This window comes from Pseudomonas sp. NPDC087615 (assembly GCF_044743445.1).
Classification (GTDB): Bacteria; Pseudomonadota; Gammaproteobacteria; order Pseudomonadales; family Pseudomonadaceae; genus Aquipseudomonas; species Aquipseudomonas baetica_A.
On record NZ_JBIUWM010000006.1, the window covers coordinates 111,702 to 128,578 of the forward strand.

The 16,877-nt window shown below is 61.3% G+C and carries 5 protein-coding genes; 4 read left to right on the plus strand and 1 reads right to left on the minus strand.

Going from position 1 to position 16,877, the window contains the following annotated elements:
• The first annotated feature begins 87 nt into the window (after positions 1 to 87).
• The 3 genes from ACIOU6_RS05425 to ACIOU6_RS05435 all read left to right on the plus strand — a co-directional run bounded on the left by ACIOU6_RS05425 (position 88) and on the right by ACIOU6_RS05435 (position 2,701).
• Positions 88 to 711, plus strand: a complete 624-nt coding sequence (locus ACIOU6_RS05425) for a TetR/AcrR family transcriptional regulator (RefSeq protein ID WP_221729157.1) — start codon at positions 88 to 90, stop codon at positions 709 to 711.
• A gap of 92 nt (positions 712 to 803) precedes the next feature.
• Positions 804 to 1,601: an ABC transporter substrate-binding protein gene (locus tag ACIOU6_RS05430; protein ID WP_221729156.1), complete on the plus strand. Its 798-nt coding sequence runs from the start codon at positions 804 to 806 to the stop codon at positions 1,599 to 1,601.
• Positions 1,602 to 1,687: 86 nt separating this feature from the next.
• Positions 1,688 to 2,701 carry a GNAT family N-acetyltransferase gene (locus ACIOU6_RS05435; protein ID WP_401134468.1) on the plus strand — a complete coding sequence of 338 codons (1,014 nt, stop codon included), beginning with the start codon at positions 1,688 to 1,690 and terminating at the stop codon, positions 2,699 to 2,701.
• 137 nt (positions 2,702 to 2,838) lie between these two features.
• On the opposite strand, the gene ACIOU6_RS05440 is transcribed toward ACIOU6_RS05435, so the two are convergent.
• A complete protein-coding gene (locus ACIOU6_RS05440; protein WP_339431237.1) occupies positions 2,839 to 3,393 on the minus strand; it encodes an RNA polymerase factor sigma-70 in 555 nt (184 codons plus the stop codon).
• A 366-nt stretch (positions 3,394 to 3,759) separates the two neighbouring features.
• Here ACIOU6_RS05440 and ACIOU6_RS05445 point away from each other — a divergent pair, with 366 nt between their 5' ends.
• A complete protein-coding gene (locus ACIOU6_RS05445; protein ID WP_401134471.1) occupies positions 3,760 to 16,758 on the plus strand; it encodes a non-ribosomal peptide synthetase in 12,999 nt (4,332 codons plus the stop codon).
• Positions 16,759 to 16,877: the final 119 nt, after the last annotated feature.

Here is a 16,877-nt window from a genome sequence, read left to right on the forward strand (position 1 = left end):
CTTGCTTGGTCGCCGCCAGCGGCTTAAATTGCGCGCAACCCTGCGGTTTCAGGGGGCAACAGACTGATCGACTGTAGGAGAGAACGGGTGGACGAGCAAAAAGCCCTCAGGGTCATGCGCGAATTGGTCGATGCAGGCCAATTGACCGACCCGGACAGCGCCCGCGGCAAACTGCTGCAAGTGGCGGCTCACCTGTTCCGCAACAAAGGCTATGAACGCACCACGGTGCGCGATCTGGCCGGCGCGGTGGGGATTCAGTCGGGCAGCATTTTTCATCACTTCAAAAGCAAAGATGAAATTCTCCGTGCCGTGATGGAAGAAACCATTCGTTACAACACCGCGTTGATGCGCGCAGCGCTCGCCGAAGCGACCAGCGTGCGTGAGCGGGTGTTGGCGCTGATCCGTTGCGAGTTGCAGTCGATCATGGGCGGCAGCGGCGAAGCCATGGCGGTTCTGGTCTATGAATGGCGCTCTTTGTCCGAGGAAGGTCAGGCCAAGGTTCTCGCGTTGCGCGATGTCTATGAAGACATCTGGCTGCAAGTGCTCGGTGAGGCCAAGGACGCCGGGTTTATCCGCGGCGATGTATTTATTACCCGACGTTTCCTCACTGGCGCACTGTCCTGGACGACCACTTGGTTTCGCGCAGGTGGCAGTTTGAGCCTTGATCAGTTGGCGGATGAAGCCCTGATTCTGGTCCTCGAAGAGCGTTGAGGCGCTTTATATCCGTCCGGGAAACTGGCTAACTGGGCAAAACCGCCTAGCTTGAATGCATTGATCGATATTTTTTCGGGGAGTGGGGTGTTTTGAAGTCTTCGCCAATTCGCACAGTCGCGGGGTTAGTGCTCGCAGTGCTGGCTGCATTATGGGTATTGCCCGCTCAGGCAGCGCAATTGGTTCGGGTCGGCGCGGCACATTTTCCGCCTTACACCGTTCGCCCCGAAAATGGTGCCGATACCGGTCTGTTACCACAGTTGGTTGAGGCGCTTAATCGCCTGCAAAGCGACTATCAGTTCGTGCTTGTGCCGACGTCGATTCCCCGACGTTTCGGCGATTTCAAGCAAGGCCGGATCGACATGGCAATCTTCGAGAACCCTGACTGGGGCTGGAAGGAGATTCCCCACACCGACGTCGACATGGGCCTTGAAGATGCCGAGATCTTCGTCGCGCAGCGCGAGGCTGGTCGCCAGCAGAACTACTTTGCTGATCTCTCCGGCAAACGCCTGGCGTTGTTCAGTGGTTATCACTACGAATTTGCCAACTTCAACGCCGACCAAAAATTCCTCACGCAGCACTTCAACGCCACGCTCACCTATTCCCACGACAGCAACCTGCTGATGGTGCTGCGCGGGCGGGCGGATATCGCGCTGGTGACCCGCTCCTATTTGAGTGATTACCTGCTGCGTAACGAAAAAGTGCGCGATGAGTTGTTGGTGTCGCAACGCATTGATCAGGTCTATCACCACTACGCCATTCTTCGCCCGACCGCGCCGATCAGTGGCGAAGCGTTCGGCAAGCTGCTACAGGGTTTGCGCGACAACGGCGAGATGCTGAAGATTTTCCAGCCGTACCAGATTGCCGTGGTGCCAGTGCCTCATCACTGAGGCACTGATTGACCTCCAAACCTAAATTTCCCCTCTCGGCCCACGTTCCATCGTTTAACTGTCGACGATTACCGTGAGCCCGACCCATGTCCAATCTGAATGACCTGACTGCCCTGGCCTTGCCATCGGGCAGCCAATTGGTAGCCGATGCAACCGAAAGCCGTCTGAGCCTGAGTCTGGAAGGGCAACCGTTGATTCGCCTGCGTCTGGATCGTGTGGCCAAGGGGCCGATCCAGATCGATGAGCGTTTTGCCCTGCCGCCAGGCCAGGCGCTGTGGGCTGCCTGTTACTGGCTGTTCGCGCGGGACCCGGAGTGCCAGCAATTGACCTGGCAACTGGATCAGCCGCCGACTGAGGCCTTGCTCAGCGGTTTGCTGGTGAGCACCGACGTGGCGGGTGAATACCGCTGCGAACGCACGCTGTTCTGGCAACTGCCGCAACCGTGGCTCGGCGCTTCGCTGACCGGCAGCTATCCGCAGCAAATGGTTGTCAGCGCTGGCAAGCGCCATCCGTTGCGACCGATGAAGCCGCGCGGCGAGGTTTATCGGCGTTTTGATGCGCGCCTGGGCGCTTGGATTTCCCTGCGTACCGTTGAAATCGAAGCAGACCTGCCGCGCTTCAATTGCTGGCAGAACAGTCCGCGGGTGGCCAGTTTCTGGCAGGAAGAGGGTAGCCTTGAACAGCATCGCGAATACCTGAGCAAGCTTGACGTCGACCCGCACACCCTGACCCTGATCGGTTGTTTCGATGATCAGCCGTTTGCCTATTTCGAAGCCTATTGGGCCAAGGAGGATCGCATTGCACCGTTCTACGACGCGGACAATTACGATCGTGGCATTCACATGCTGGTGGGGGAGGAAGATCACCGTGGCCCGCACAAAGTGGCAAGCTGGTTATCGGCGCTGGTGCATTACCTGTTTCTCGATGATCCGCGCACTCAACGGGTGGTCGCTGAGCCCCGTGCAGACAACGCGAAGATGATCGGCCATATGCAGAACCAGTGCTTTCATTGCGAGAAAGAGTTCGACTTCCCGCACAAACGCGCAGCGCTGATGATTCTGGGGCGTGAGCGGTTTTTTGATCGATGCAAATTGGCTTGATGATCGGGCCTCAGGATCAGGGTGATCCAGAGGCCGCCTTCGCGAGCAGGCTCGCGTCCACATGGGTTTGATGAACAAGTCAAATCCAGTGTGGGGGCGAGCCTGCTCGCGATTGGGAGCGCTGAAAACTCTACGGGTTAGCGACGACCCACCGCCACGGCATCCCGACGACTGCCCGAGACCTTGCGGCAGTGCACCAGCGCATCACGAATCATGAAGTTGACCAGGGTCGGCGAAACGCCGAGTTCCTTGGCGATGTCCTTTTGCGGCACACCGTGCAAGCGGTACATCTCGAATGCATAGCGAGTGCGGCTGGGCAGCTCGGTCAGGGCGTCGGCGATGTGTTCCAGGGTCGAGAAGTTGATGTGCGAGATTTCCGGGGAGGCCCCCTGAATGACCACGTTCAACCCTTCCTCTTCAGGGCCGGAATACTTCTGCTCCAACGCCTGTTTGCGGTAGTGATCGATGGCCAGGTTGCGCACGATCTGGAACAGGTAGCTCAGTTGAGCCTTGATCGACGAGGTGATCTGTGGCGCTGATTGCAGTCGGAAAAACGCATCCTGCACCACGTCTTCGGCCCGCGATCGGCAGCCGGTAATGCGCGCTGCAATTTTGACCAGAATCAGTCGGTTGTCGACAAAGGCCTGAAGTAGCGGTGAATCGCACCTGCCTGTGGATACTTGTTCCGTCATGGAAATCACCTTGCTGCCAATAGGTTAGTGGGGCGCCTGGGGGAGGGGCGTCCTACACATCGAGCGACAAATTATGTTGAATGATAATGATTGTCAATTGAGAAAGAGAATTAATGATCCATCAAGGTGCGGTCTGAGAACTGCGACACGCCGCCGCACTCCGGTCCCATTGGCTAGCCCGCTTGGCGACTAATTATTTCAAGACGTCATCCGTTCTCATTGGTGAATGGTTGCGGGTTAACAATCCAAACCAGACAGCATTCCCATGCCTTGCGCGGTCGGCGTAGACCGCGCCCTGCATGCCCTCGAAGGGCGTGACGCAGCAACCCGATTCCACTAGCAAGCCGAATTCAGGCAGGAAACCAAATGACCGACGCGTTCGAACTCCCCAGCACCCTGGTCCACGCCCTCCAGCGCCGCGCGGCCCTGACGCCGGATCGACTGGCCTTGCGTTTTCTCGCCGAAAACGAAGAGCAGGCTGTGGTGCTCAGTTATCGCGAACTCGATCAGCGTGCGCGCAGCATTGCTGCCGCGTTGCAAGCCGAAGCCGAGTTTGGTGATCGCGCGGTTCTGTTGTTTCCCAGCGGTCCGGATTACGTCGCGGCGTTCTTTGGTTGTCTGTACGCGGGGGTGATTGCGGTACCGGCCTATCCGCCGGAGTCTGCTCGTCGTCACCATCAGGCGCGATTGCTGTCGATCATCGCCGACGCCGAACCGCGTCTGTTGCTGACCAGCGCTGATCTGCGTGACGCCTTGCAGCAGATCGAAGGGGCGCCGCCGTTGCTGTGCGTCGACACCCTCGACAACGCTCTGGCCGAGCGTTGGGTTGAACCGACCCTGCCGCCGGATCACATCGCCTTCCTGCAATACACCTCCGGCTCCACCGCGTTGCCCAAAGGCGTGCAAGTCAGCCACGGCAATCTGGTCGCCAACGAATTGCTGATCCGCCACGGTTTTGGTATCGACGTGAACCCCGACGACGTGATCGTCAGTTGGCTGCCGCTGTATCACGACATGGGGCTGATTGGCGGTTTGCTCCAGCCGATTTTCAGCGGTGTGCCGTGCATCCTGATGTCGCCGGCGTACTTCCTCGGCCGGCCGTTGCGCTGGCTCGAAGCGATCAGCCAATACGGCGGCACCATCAGCGGCGGGCCGGATTTCGCTTACCGCTTGTGCAGCGAGCGGGTCAGCGAATCGGCGCTTGAGCGTCTCGACCTGAGCCGCTGGCGTGTGGCGTATTCCGGCTCCGAGCCGATCCGCCTCGACACCCTGGAGCGTTTCGCCGAAAAGTTCACCGTGTGCGGTTTCAGTGAAGACAGTTTCATGGCCTCGTACGGCCTGGCCGAAGCCACACTGTTTGTCGCCGGCACACCGCGCGGCACGGGCATTGCTGCGCTGCGCGTGGACGATCAGGCGCTGGCACAAAACCGCGCCGAGCCTGGTGACGGCAGCCCGATCATGAGTTGTGGCATCAGTCAGCCGGAACACGCGGTGCTGATCGTCGACCCCACCCGTCTTGAAGAACTTGCCGATAACGTCGTCGGTGAAGTCTGGGCGGCCGGCCCGAGCATTGCTCAGGGCTATTGGCGCAACCCCGAGGCCAGTGCCAAGACCTTCGTTCAGCACGCCGGTCGCACATGGCTGCGCACGGGTGACCTGGGTTTCATCCGCGACGGTGAGCTGTTCATCACCGGTCGGTTGAAAGACATGCTGATCGTGCGCGGTCACAACCTGTATCCGCAGGACATTGAGCAAACCGTCGAGCGCGAAGTGGAAGTGGTACGCAAGGGGCGCGTGGCCGCGTTTGCGGTCAGCCAGGATGGCGAAGAGGGCATCGGCATTGCCGCAGAAATCAGCCGCAGCGTGCAGAAAATCCTGCCGCCCGAAGCGCTGATCAATGCGATTCGCCAAGCGGTGGCCGAGGCTTGTCAGCAAGCACCGAGCGTGGTGGTGCTGCTCAATCCGGGCGCGTTGCCGAAGACGTCCAGCGGCAAACTTCAGCGCTCAGCCTGCCGCCTTCGTCTGGCCGATGGCAGCCTCGACAGCTACGCGGTGTTCCCTTCGGCTGCAGCCTCAAGCAGCGAACCGGCCGTGCCAACCACTGACCTGCAAGCCCTGATCGGCAACATCTGGGCCGAGCAATTGAACGTCAAACAGGTCAACAACGATGACCACTTCTTCCTGCTCGGCGGTAACTCCATCGCCGCCACCCAAGTGATCGCCCGTGTTCGCGAAGCACTCGGCCTGGAACTGAACCTGCGCCTGCTGTTTGAAGCGCCGACCCTGTCTGCTTTTGCCGCCGCCGTGGCGCAACAGCAAGAGGACGGCGGCCACGCTCAGGGCGCAATCACCGTTGTGCCGCGCACTGAGCCGATGGCGCAATCGCTGGCACAGAATCGTTTGTGGATCACCTGGCAACTGGACCCGCAAAGCAGCGCTTACACCATTCCCGGTGCCCTGCGTTTGCGCGGTGAGCTGGACGAAGACGCCTTGCGCCGCAGCTTCCAGCAACTGATCGAACGCCACGAATCCCTGCGCACGCGCTTCTTCGAACGTGACGGTGTGGCCCTGCAGCAAGTCGATGCGACGGCTCAATTCAACCTGCAACGGATCGACATCAGCGATCTGCCAGTCCATGCGCGTGAAACCCGTGCGCAACAAATCCGCGAGGACGAAGCGCGCACTCCCTTTGATCTGCAAAAAGGTCCGTTGCTGTGGGTGAAGCTGATTCGTCTCGATGACGAAGACCACCAACTGCTGGTGACGATGCATCACATCATCGCTGATGGCTGGTCGCTGAACGTGCTGATCGATGAGTTCTCGCGCCTGTATGCCGCCGCCTCGCAAGGCGCTACCGCTGATCTCGCGCCGCTGCCCACTCAGTACGCCGACTATGGCAGTTGGCAGCGTCAATGGCTGGCGCAAGGCGAGAGCGAGCGGCAACTGGCGTACTGGAAAGCGCAGTTGGGCGATGAGCATCCGCCTCTGGCACTGGCCACCGATCATCCGCGTTCGGCTCAGCAACTTCATAGCGCCGCACGACACACGGTGCGTCTGAGCGTCAGCCTCAGCGAAGCGATCCGCAACACCGCGCAGGCGCACGAAGCGACGCCGTTCATGCTGTTGCTCTCGGCATGGCAGAGTCTGTTGCACCGCTACAGCGGCCAGCGCGATATTCGCATCGGTGTGCCCAATGCCAACCGTCCGCGCTTGGAAACCCAGGGCCTGATTGGCTTCTTCATCAACACCCAAGTGCTGCGCGCGGAAGTCGATTCGCGCTCGTCGTTTCTCCAATTGCTGGCCCAGACCCGCCACGCCGCACTCGGTGCTCAGGCCCATCAGGATCTGCCGTTCGAACAACTGCTCGAAGCCTTCCCGCAGGCCCGTGAGCAAGGCCTGTTCCAGGTCATGTTCAACCACCAGCAACGCGATCTGAGTGCGCTCAAACGTCTGCCGGGTCTGCTCGCCGAGGAGCTGCCGTGGCACAGCCGCGAAGCCAAGTTCGATCTGCAGTTGCACAGTGAAGAAGACCGCAACGGGCGCCTGACCCTGTCCTTCGACTACGCCAATGAGCTGTTTGACGCCGCGACCATCGAGCGTCTGGCCGAGCATTTCAGCAACGTGTTGCGTGAGGTCTGTGAACGTCCGCAACAAGCCATCGGCGACCTGCAACTGCTGGCTGCCGACGAGCACGATCAACAGCAACAGTGGAGCGTTGCGCCGTGTGCTCCGGCGCAACAATGGTTGCCGGAACTGCTCAATGAACAGGCACGCCAGACCCCTGAACGCAGCGCACTGGTGTGGGAGGGCGGTAGCCTCGACTTTGCCCAATTGCACGCCCAGGCCAACCGCCTCGCGCACTGCTTGCGCGACAAAGGCGTTGGCCCGGATGTCTGCGTGGCCATCGCCGCCGAGCGTTCGCCGCAACTGTTGATCGGCCTGCTGGCGATCATCAAGGCAGGCGGCGCCTACGTGCCGCTGGACCCGGATTATCCGGCCGATCGCTTGGCCTACATGCTCAGCGACAGCGGCGTTGAACTGCTGTTGACCCAGACCGCACTGCTCGACCGCTTGCCGGCCAGCGCGGGTGTCAGCGTCATCGCCATGGACGCGCTGCATTTGGAAAACTGGCCAAGCGAGGCACCGGGTCTGCGCCTGCACGGCGACAACCTTGCCTATGTGATTTACACCTCCGGCTCCACTGGCCAACCCAAAGGCGTCGGCAACACCCACGCGGCGCTCGCTGAACGTTTGCAATGGATGCAGAACAGCTATCGCCTCAACGAAACCGACGTGCTGATGCAGAAAGCGCCGATCAGTTTCGACGTGTCGGTGTGGGAGTGCTTCTGGCCGCTGATCACCGGTGCCCGTTTGCTGATCGCCGGCCCCGGCGAGCACCGCGATCCGCATCGCATCGCCCAGCTGGTTCAGCAGTACGGCGTGACCACGCTGCACTTCGTGCCACCGCTGCTCGCGTTGTTCATCGACGAGCCGCTCAGCGCCGAGTGCACCAGCCTGCGTCGGGTCTTCTCTGGCGGTGAAGCCTTGCCGGCGGAGCTGCGCAACCGCGTGCTCGCGCAATGGCCGGCGGTCCAACTGCACAACCGTTATGGCCCGACCGAAACCGCGATCAACGTCACCCATTGGCATTGCACCCGCGCCGATGGCGAGCGCTCGCCGATTGGCCGACCGCTGGGCAATGTGGTCTGCCGTGTGCTCGACGCCGATCTCAATCCAGTACCGGCCGGTGTACCCGGTGAACTGTGCATCAGTGGTAGCGGTCTGGCCCGTGGTTATCTCGCCCGCCCGGCACTGACCGCCGAACGTTTCGTGGTCGATCCATTAGGCGAGCAGGGCGCGCGGCTGTACCGCACTGGCGACCGCGCACGCTGGACGTCGGCTGGAGTGATCGAATACCTCGGCCGTCTCGATCAGCAGGTCAAACTGCGCGGCTTTCGCGTAGAACCGGAAGAAATCGAAGCGCGTCTGCTCGCTCAGGACGGCGTTGCCCAAGCCGTGGTGCAGGTGCGCGAAACCGCCGCTGGCGCGCAACTGATCGGCTACTTCACCGCCCTTGATGGCCGCGAGGATCAGGACGCGCAGATCATTCGCCTGAAAACCGCATTGGCCGCCGAACTACCGGAGTACATGGTCCCGGCGCAACTGATGCGTCTGGACGAAATGCCCCTGAGCCCAAGCGGCAAACTCGACCGCCGCGCCTTGCCAGAGCCGCAATGGCAAGTGCGCGAACACGTCGAGCCGGTCAGCGAACTGGAACGGCAAATCGCCGCGATCTGGCGCGAAGTGCTCGGTCTGGCGCAAGTCGGTCTGCGCGACGATTTCTTCGCCCTCGGCGGCCACTCGCTGCTGGCCACGCAAATCATCTCGCGTACTCGTCAGGCTTGCGACGTCGAAGTACCGTTGCGCGCCTTGTTCGAACACAGCGAACTCGGCGACTTCGCCGAGCAGATTCGCCTGATCCAGGTCAGCGGCCGCACCAACCAACAACCGCCGATTGCTAAAGTCGACCGTCGCCAAGCGGTGCCGCTGTCCTACTCACAGCAACGCATGTGGTTCCTCTGGCAAATGGAACCGGACAGCCCGGCGTACAACGTCGGCGGCATGGCGCGCCTGCGTGGCGTGTTGCATGTCGAGCATTTCGAGGCGGCATTGCAGGCGCTGATCCTGCGCCACGAAACCCTGCGCACCACGTTCCCCAGCGTCGACGGCGTGGCCCGTCAGCAAGTGCATGCCGAAACCGGTGTAAGCATGGGCTGGAAGGATTTCTCCCAACTCGCGGCTGACGTGCGTGAGCAAAACGTCCAGCAACTGGCCGACGAAGAAGCGCACCTGCCGTTCGACCTGGAAACTGGTCCGTTGCTGCGCGCCTGTCTGGTCAAGACCGCCGAGCAAGAGCATTACTTCGTCCTGACCCTGCACCACATCGTCACCGAAGGCTGGGCGATGGACATCTTTGCCCGCGAGCTCAGCGCGTTGTACGAGGCGTTCATCGATGACCGCGATTCGCCGCTGGAACCGCTGCCGGTGCAATACCTCGACTACAGCGTCTGGCAGCGCGACTGGCTGGAGTCCGGCGAGCGTCAGCGCCAACTCGACTACTGGACCGCGCAATTGGGCCGCGAACACCCGCTGCTGGAACTGCCGGGCGACCGTCCGCGTCCGCCGGTGCAAAGCCATCAGGGCGAACTGTTGCGCTTCGATCTGAGCGACGATCTTGCTGCTCGGGTTCGGGCATTCAATGCGCAAAACGGTCTGACCCTGTTCATGACCATGACCGCCGCTCTCGCCACGCTGCTCTACCGCTACAGCGGCCAGACCGATCTGCGCATCGGCGCGCCGGTGGCCAACCGTATTCGTCCTGAAAGCGAAGGGTTGATTGGTGCGTTCCTCAACACGCAGGTGCTGCGTTGTCAGCTCGACGGGCAGATGTCGGTCGGCGAGTTGTTCGACCAGGTTCGTCATACGGTGATCGAAGGGCAGTCGCATCAGGATCTGCCGTTCGATCATCTGGTCGAGGCCTTGCAGCCACCGCGCAGCGCTGCCTACAACCCGCTGTTTCAGGTGATGTGCAACGTGCAGCGCTGGGAGTTCCAACAGAGCCGCACGCTCGCTGGCATGACCGTCGAATACCTGGCCAACGATGCGCGGGCGACCAAGTTCGACCTCAACCTGGAAGTCACCGACCTCGACCATCGCCTCGGTTGCTGCCTGACCTACAGCACGGATTTGTTCGATGAGTCGACCATCGCACGCATGGCCAGACATTGGTGCAACCTGCTCGAAGCACTGATCGCCGATCCGCAACAACGCCTCAGCGAGCTGCCGCTACTCGATCAACCTGAACGCCAGCAATTGCTCGACAGCCTCGGCGTCGAGCCGGGCGAGCATCGTCTCGATCAATGCATCCATCACCTGTTCGCCGAGCAGGCTATGGCGCGAAAAGACGCACCGGCCCTGACTTTCGCCGCACAGACCCTGAGCTACAGCGAACTCGATGCCCGCGCCAATCGTCTGGCCTGGGCGCTGCGTGAGCGCGGCGTCGGGCCGCAAGTGCGGGTTGGTCTGGCGTTGGAGCGTTCGCTGGAAATGGTCGTCGGTCTACTGGCGATCCTCAAGGCTGGCGGCGCCTATGTGCCGCTGGACCCGGAATACCCGCTCGATCGTCTGCATTACATGATCGAAGACAGCCGCATCGGGCTGCTGCTCAGTGACCGCGCCATGTTCAAAGCCCTTGGCCAATTGCCGTCGAACGTGGCGCGCTGGTGTCTTGAAGATGACCGCGCCGCACTGGCCGATTACCCGGCCACCGAGCTGCCCTTCATTAGCCTGCCGCAACATCAGGCGTACCTGATTTACACCTCGGGCTCGACCGGCAAACCGAAAGGCGTAGTGGTCAGTCACGGTGAAATTGCCATGCACTGCCTCGCGGTGATCGAGCGTTTTGGCATGCGTGCGGATGACTGCGAGTTGCACTTCTATTCGATCAACTTCGACGCCGCCACCGAGCGTCTGCTGGTGCCGTTGCTCAGCGGTGCGCACGTTGTGCTGCGGGCGCAAGGGCAGTGGGATGCGCAAGAAATCTGCGGGCTGATTCGCCGTCATCGCATCAATGTTCTTGGCTTTACCCCCAGCTATGGCAGCCAGTTGGCGCAATGGCTGGCGACGCAAAACGAAATCCTCCCGGTACGCATGATCATCACCGGTGGCGAAGCGTTGACCGGCGAACACCTGCAGCGCATTCGTGCAGCGTTCAAACCGAGCCTGTTCTTCAACGCTTATGGCCCGACCGAAACCGTGGTCATGCCGCTGGCGAGTCTCGCTCCCGAGGTGCTGGAAGAAGGCGCCGGCAGCGTGCCGATCGGCAGCGTGATCGGCGCGCGCGTCGCTTACATTCTCGACGCCGATCTGGCGCTGGTGCCGCAAGGCGCGACGGGTGAATTGTTCGTTGGCGGCGCGGGACTGGCTCAGGCCTATCACGACCGTGCGGGCATCACCGCCGAACGGTTTGTCGCTGATCCGTTTGCGACCGATGGCGCACGCATGTACCGCACCGGCGACCTGGTGCGCCAGCGCGCCGACGGTCTGGTGGAGTACTTGGGGCGCATCGATCATCAGGTGAAAATCCGTGGTTTCCGTATCGAGTTGGGCGAAATCGAAACGCGCTTGCTCGATCACGACGCGATCCGTGAAGCGGTGGTGCTGGCACTGGACGCGCCGAGTGGTCAGCAATTGGTGGCCTATCTGGTGACGGCGGTTGCCGAGCAAGGCGAAGCCAGACAGGCCGAGTTGCGTGAAGCGCTCAAGTCCCATCTGAAGGCAAAACTGCCGGATTACATGGTGCCGACGCACCTGATCCTGCTGGCGAGCATGCCGCTGACGGCCAACGGCAAACTCGACCGCCGCGCCTTGCCGGCGCCGGATCCGGAGCTCAATCGTCAGGACTACGTTGCCCCCGGCAGTGAACTGGAGCAGACCCTGGCGCAGATCTGGTGCGAAGTGCTTAACGTCCAACGGGTCGGCCTCAACGACAACTTCTTCGAACTCGGTGGCGACTCGATCCTGTCGATTCAAGTGGTCAGCCGTGCGCGCCAGCAAGGCATTCATTTCAGCCCGCGTGATCTGTTCCAGCACCAGACGGTGCAGACGCTGGCCGCCGTGGCCAGTCGCACGCAGCAGGTGACGGCCGAGCAAGGTCTGGTTGTTGGTGAGTCGCGTATGACGCCGATTCAGCGCTGGTTCTTCGACACTGACATCCCTGAGCGTCAGCACTGGAACCAGGCATTGTTGCTGGAGCCGACCGTGGCGCTGGAGCCTCATCGTCTGGAGCAAGCGCTGTGGGCGGTGGTTGGGCAGCACGACGCCTTGCGCCTGCGTTTCAGCGAAGTCGCAGGCGAGTGGCAAGCGACGCATCAAACGGTGTCTGAAACGGCCGTGTTGTGGCAGGTGCGTGTCACGTCGATGGACAAGTGCGAAGCGCTGTTCGCCGATGCCCAGCGCCGTCTCGATCTGCAAAACGGCCCGTTATTGCGCGCCTTGCTGGTCGATGGTCCGCAGGCGCAGCAACGCCTGTTTATCGCCATCCATCACTTGGTGGTCGACGGTGTGTCGTGGCGTGTATTGCTCGACGATTTGCAAACCGTGTATCGCCAACTCGACAGCGAGCAGTCGCTGAAACTGCCCGCAAAAACCAGCGCCTTCAAGGACTGGGCGGCGCGTTTGCAGGCTTACGCCGGCAGCGAATCCCTGCGTGAAGAATTGAGTTGGTGGCAGTCGCAACTGGCCGGCCCGAACGCTGACTTGCCGTGCAAACACCCGCAGGGCGGCCAACACAATCGTCACGCACAAACCGTCAGCGTGCGACTCGATGCCGAGCGCACCCAGCAGTTGCTGCAACAGGCACCGAGGGCCTATCGCACCCAGGTCAATGATCTGTTGCTGACTGCGTTGGCCCGTGTCCTGTGCCGCTGGAGCGGTCAAGAATCGGCGTTGATTCAACTCGAAGGCCACGGCCGTGAAACCCTGTTCGACGAGATCGACCTGACCCGCACGGTCGGCTGGTTCACCAGCGCCTATCCATTACGCCTGACCCCGCACAACATCGAAGAGGCGGCCGGGCAGGGCGCTTCGATCAAGGCGATCAAGGAACAACTGCGTGCCGTGCCGCACAAAGGTCTGGGCTATGGCGTGCTGCGTTATCTGGCCGATGACGTCTGCCAGCGCAGCATGGCGGCGTTGCCGAATGCGCCGGTCACCTTCAATTACCTCGGTCAGTTCGACCAGAGTTTCGGCATCGATGCGCTGTTCCGTCCGCTGGACGAGCCGGTCGGTGCCGCCCACGATCCACAGGCGCCGCTGCCGAACGAGTTGAGTGTCGACAGTCAGGTCTATGGTGGTGAACTGCTGCTGCGCTGGACTTTCAGCGCCGAGCGTTACAACGCGCAGACCATCAACGATCTGGCCGATGCCTACCTTGGCGAATTGCAAAGCCTGATCGCTCATTGCCTGCAAAGCGAGGCCGCAGGCCTGACGCCGTCGGACTTCCCGCTGGCCAGGCTAACCCAGGCGCAACTCGATGCCTTGCCGGTGCCGGCCGCGCACATCGAAGACGTCTATCCACTCACGCCGATGCAGGAAGGCATGCTTCTGCACACCTTGCTCGAACCGGGCACCGGTCTGTACTACATGCAGGATCGTTATCGCATCAACAGCGAACTCGACCCCGAGCGTTTCGCTCAGGCCTGGCAAGCGGTGGTCGCCCGTCACGAAGCGTTGCGTGCGTCGTTCTGCTGGAACGTTGGCGAAGACATGCTGCAAGTGATCCACACACCGGGCCGCACGCCGATCGAATATCTGGACTGGAGCACCATCGCCGACACCGAGCAGGAACCCAAGTTGCAAGCGCTGCTGAAAAGCGAGCGCGAGGCCGGATTCGATCTGCTCAATCAGGCACCGTTCCACCTGCGTCTGATCAAGGTCGGCGCGGGGCATTACTGGTTCATGATGAGCAACCACCACATCCTTATCGATGCCTGGTGCCGTTCGTTGTTGATGAACGATTTCTTCGAGATCTACACCGCCCTCGGCGAAGGTCGTGAAGCGCAGTTGTCGGTGCCACCGCGTTATCGCGATTACATCGCTTGGCTGCAACGCCAGAGCCTGGCCGAGGCGCGGCAGTGGTGGCAGCAGAATCTGCAAGGGTTCGAACGCACCACGCCGATCCCGAGCGACCGTCCGTTCCTGCGTGAGCACGCCGGTGAAAGCGGCGGCATGATCGTCGGCGACCGCTACACCCGCCTTAATGTCGAGGACGGTGCGCGTCTGCGTGAACTGGCGCAGGCCCATCAACTGACCATCAACACCTTTGCCCAAGCGGCGTGGGCACTGGTGCTGCGACGCCTGAGCGGTGATCGCGACGTGCTGTTTGGCGTCACCGTGGCCGGGCGCCCGGTGGACATGCCACAGATGCAACGCACCGTTGGCCTGTTCATCAACAGTGTCGCGCTGCGGGTGCAGATGCCGGCGGACGATCAGCGCTGTGGCGTGCGTCAGTGGCTCAGCGGTCTGCTCGACAGCAACATGCAACTGCGCGAATACGAATATCTGCCGCTGGTGAATATCCAGGAACAGAGTGAATTACCCAAAGGCCAGCCGCTGTTCGACAGCCTGTTCGTGTTTGAAAACGCGCCGGTAGACGTCTCGGTGCTGGACCGGGCGCAGAGCCTGAATGCGACCTCGGATTCGGGCCGCACCCACACCAACTTCCCGCTGACGGCGGTGTGTTACCCGGGCGATGACCTCGGCCTGCATCTGTCTTATGACCAGCGTTATTTCGACGAATCGACGGTCGAGCGCATGCTCGGCGAGTTCAAGCGACTGCTGCTGGCGCTGGTTGACGGCTTCCATGGCGACATGGCCGATCTGCCGCTGCTCGGCCGCGAAGAACAAGACTTTCTGCTTTACGGTTGCAACCAGAGCGGGCATGACTATCCACTGGAGCACAGCTACGTGTCGCTGTTCGAAGCGCAGGTTGTGCAACATCCGCACTGCATCGCCGCCAGTTACCTTGATCAGCAACAGAGTTATGCCGAGCTGAACCACAATGCCAACCGCCTGGGCCATGCATTGGTAGCGGCCGGCGTGCAGAGGGATCAACCGGTGGCGTTGCTGGCCGAACGTAACCTCGATCTGCTGGGCATGATCATCGGCAGCTTCAAGGCCGGTGCAGGTTATCTGCCGCTGGACCCGGGCCTGCCGAGTCAGCGTCTGCAACGCATCATCGAACTGAGCCGCACGCCGGTGCTGGTCTGCAGCGAGGCGTGCCGTGAACAGGCGCAGGTCTTGCTGGACGAATTCAGTTGTGCCAACCGCCCACGGTTGTTGGTCTGGGAAGAGATTCAGACCTTGGCGACATCGATGGAAAACCCGGGCATTCACAGCGGCCCGGACAACCTCGCTTATGTGATCTACACCTCGGGCTCCACCGGTTTGCCGAAGGGCGTGATGGTCGAACAGCGCGGCATGCTCAACAACCAGTTGAGCAAGCGCCCGTACCTCGATTTGAGCGAGGCCGACGTGATCGCACAGACCGCTTCGCAGAGCTTCGACATTTCCGTCTGGCAGTTCCTCGCCGCGCCGCTGTTCGGGGCGCGAGTGGACATTGTGCCGAACACCATCGCTCATGATCCGCAAGGTTTGCTGGCGCATGTGCAGGTGCAGGGCATCACGGTGCTGGAGAGCGTGCCGTCACTGATTCAGGGCATGCTGGCCTCGGATCACCTGAGCCTCGACGGTCTGCGCTGGATGCTACCGACCGGCGAGGCGATGCCGCCGGAACTGGCGCACCAATGGCTGCAGCGTTACCCGCAGATCGGTCTGGTCAATGCTTACGGCCCGGCGGAATGTTCCGATGACGTGGCGTTCTTCCGTGTCGACATGGCCTCGACTCGCGGCAGCTATCTGCCGATCGGCACACCCACCGACAACAACGTGCTGTATCTGCTTGATGGCGCGCTGGAACTGGTGCCGTTGGGTGCGGTAGGTGAATTGTGCGTGGCCGGCACCGGGGTCGGGCGCGGTTATGTCAGCGATCCGCTGCGCACAGCGCCGGTGTTTGTACCGAATCCGTTTGGTGCGCCGGGTGAGCGTCTGTATCGCACCGGTGACCTGGCGCGACGTCGCAGCGATGGCGTGCTGGAGTACGTTGGCCGGGTCGATCATCAGGTGAAAATTCGCGGTTACCGGATCGAATTGGGTGAAATCGAAGCGCGTCTGCACGAACAACCGGAAGTGCGCGATGCGGCGGTCGGGGTGCAGGAGGGCGTCAACGGCAAGCACTTGGTCGGCTATCTGGTTGCGGCGGATTCCGCGCTCAACCCGAACGAACGTCTGGAGCGCATCAAACAACGTCTGCGCAGCGAATTGCCGGAATACATGGTGCCGCTGCACTGGTTGTGGCTTGCGCAGTTGCCGCTCAACACCAACGGCAAACTGGATCGCAAAGCTTTGCCTGCGCTGGAGATCGGTCAGTTGCAGAGCCGCGATTATCGGGCGCCACGCAATGAGCTTGAGCAGACCCTGGCGGGTATTTGGGCTGAGGTGTTGAAGGTCGAGAAGGTCGGTGTGCGCGACAACTTCTTCGAGCTGGGCGGGCATTCGTTGCTGGCCACGCAGATTGCTTCGCGGGTGCAGAAGACCCTGCAACGCGACGTGCCGCTACGGGCGATGTTTGAGTGCAGCACGGTCGAGGCGCTGGCCGAATACATTGAGGGGCTGGCGGCCAGTGATATCACCGAGGAGAAGGTGGATCGCTTGAATGATCTGATGGCGCAGCTGGAGGGTTTGTAGTCTCTGGCGTCATTGAACTCAACACACTTCAACCGCCACATTCGAGTACATTTTCAAGGTTGACGACCCCGAACCGGCAGCTCAGTCTGCCGGTTCACTTTTTTACCGCGCAGGTGAAT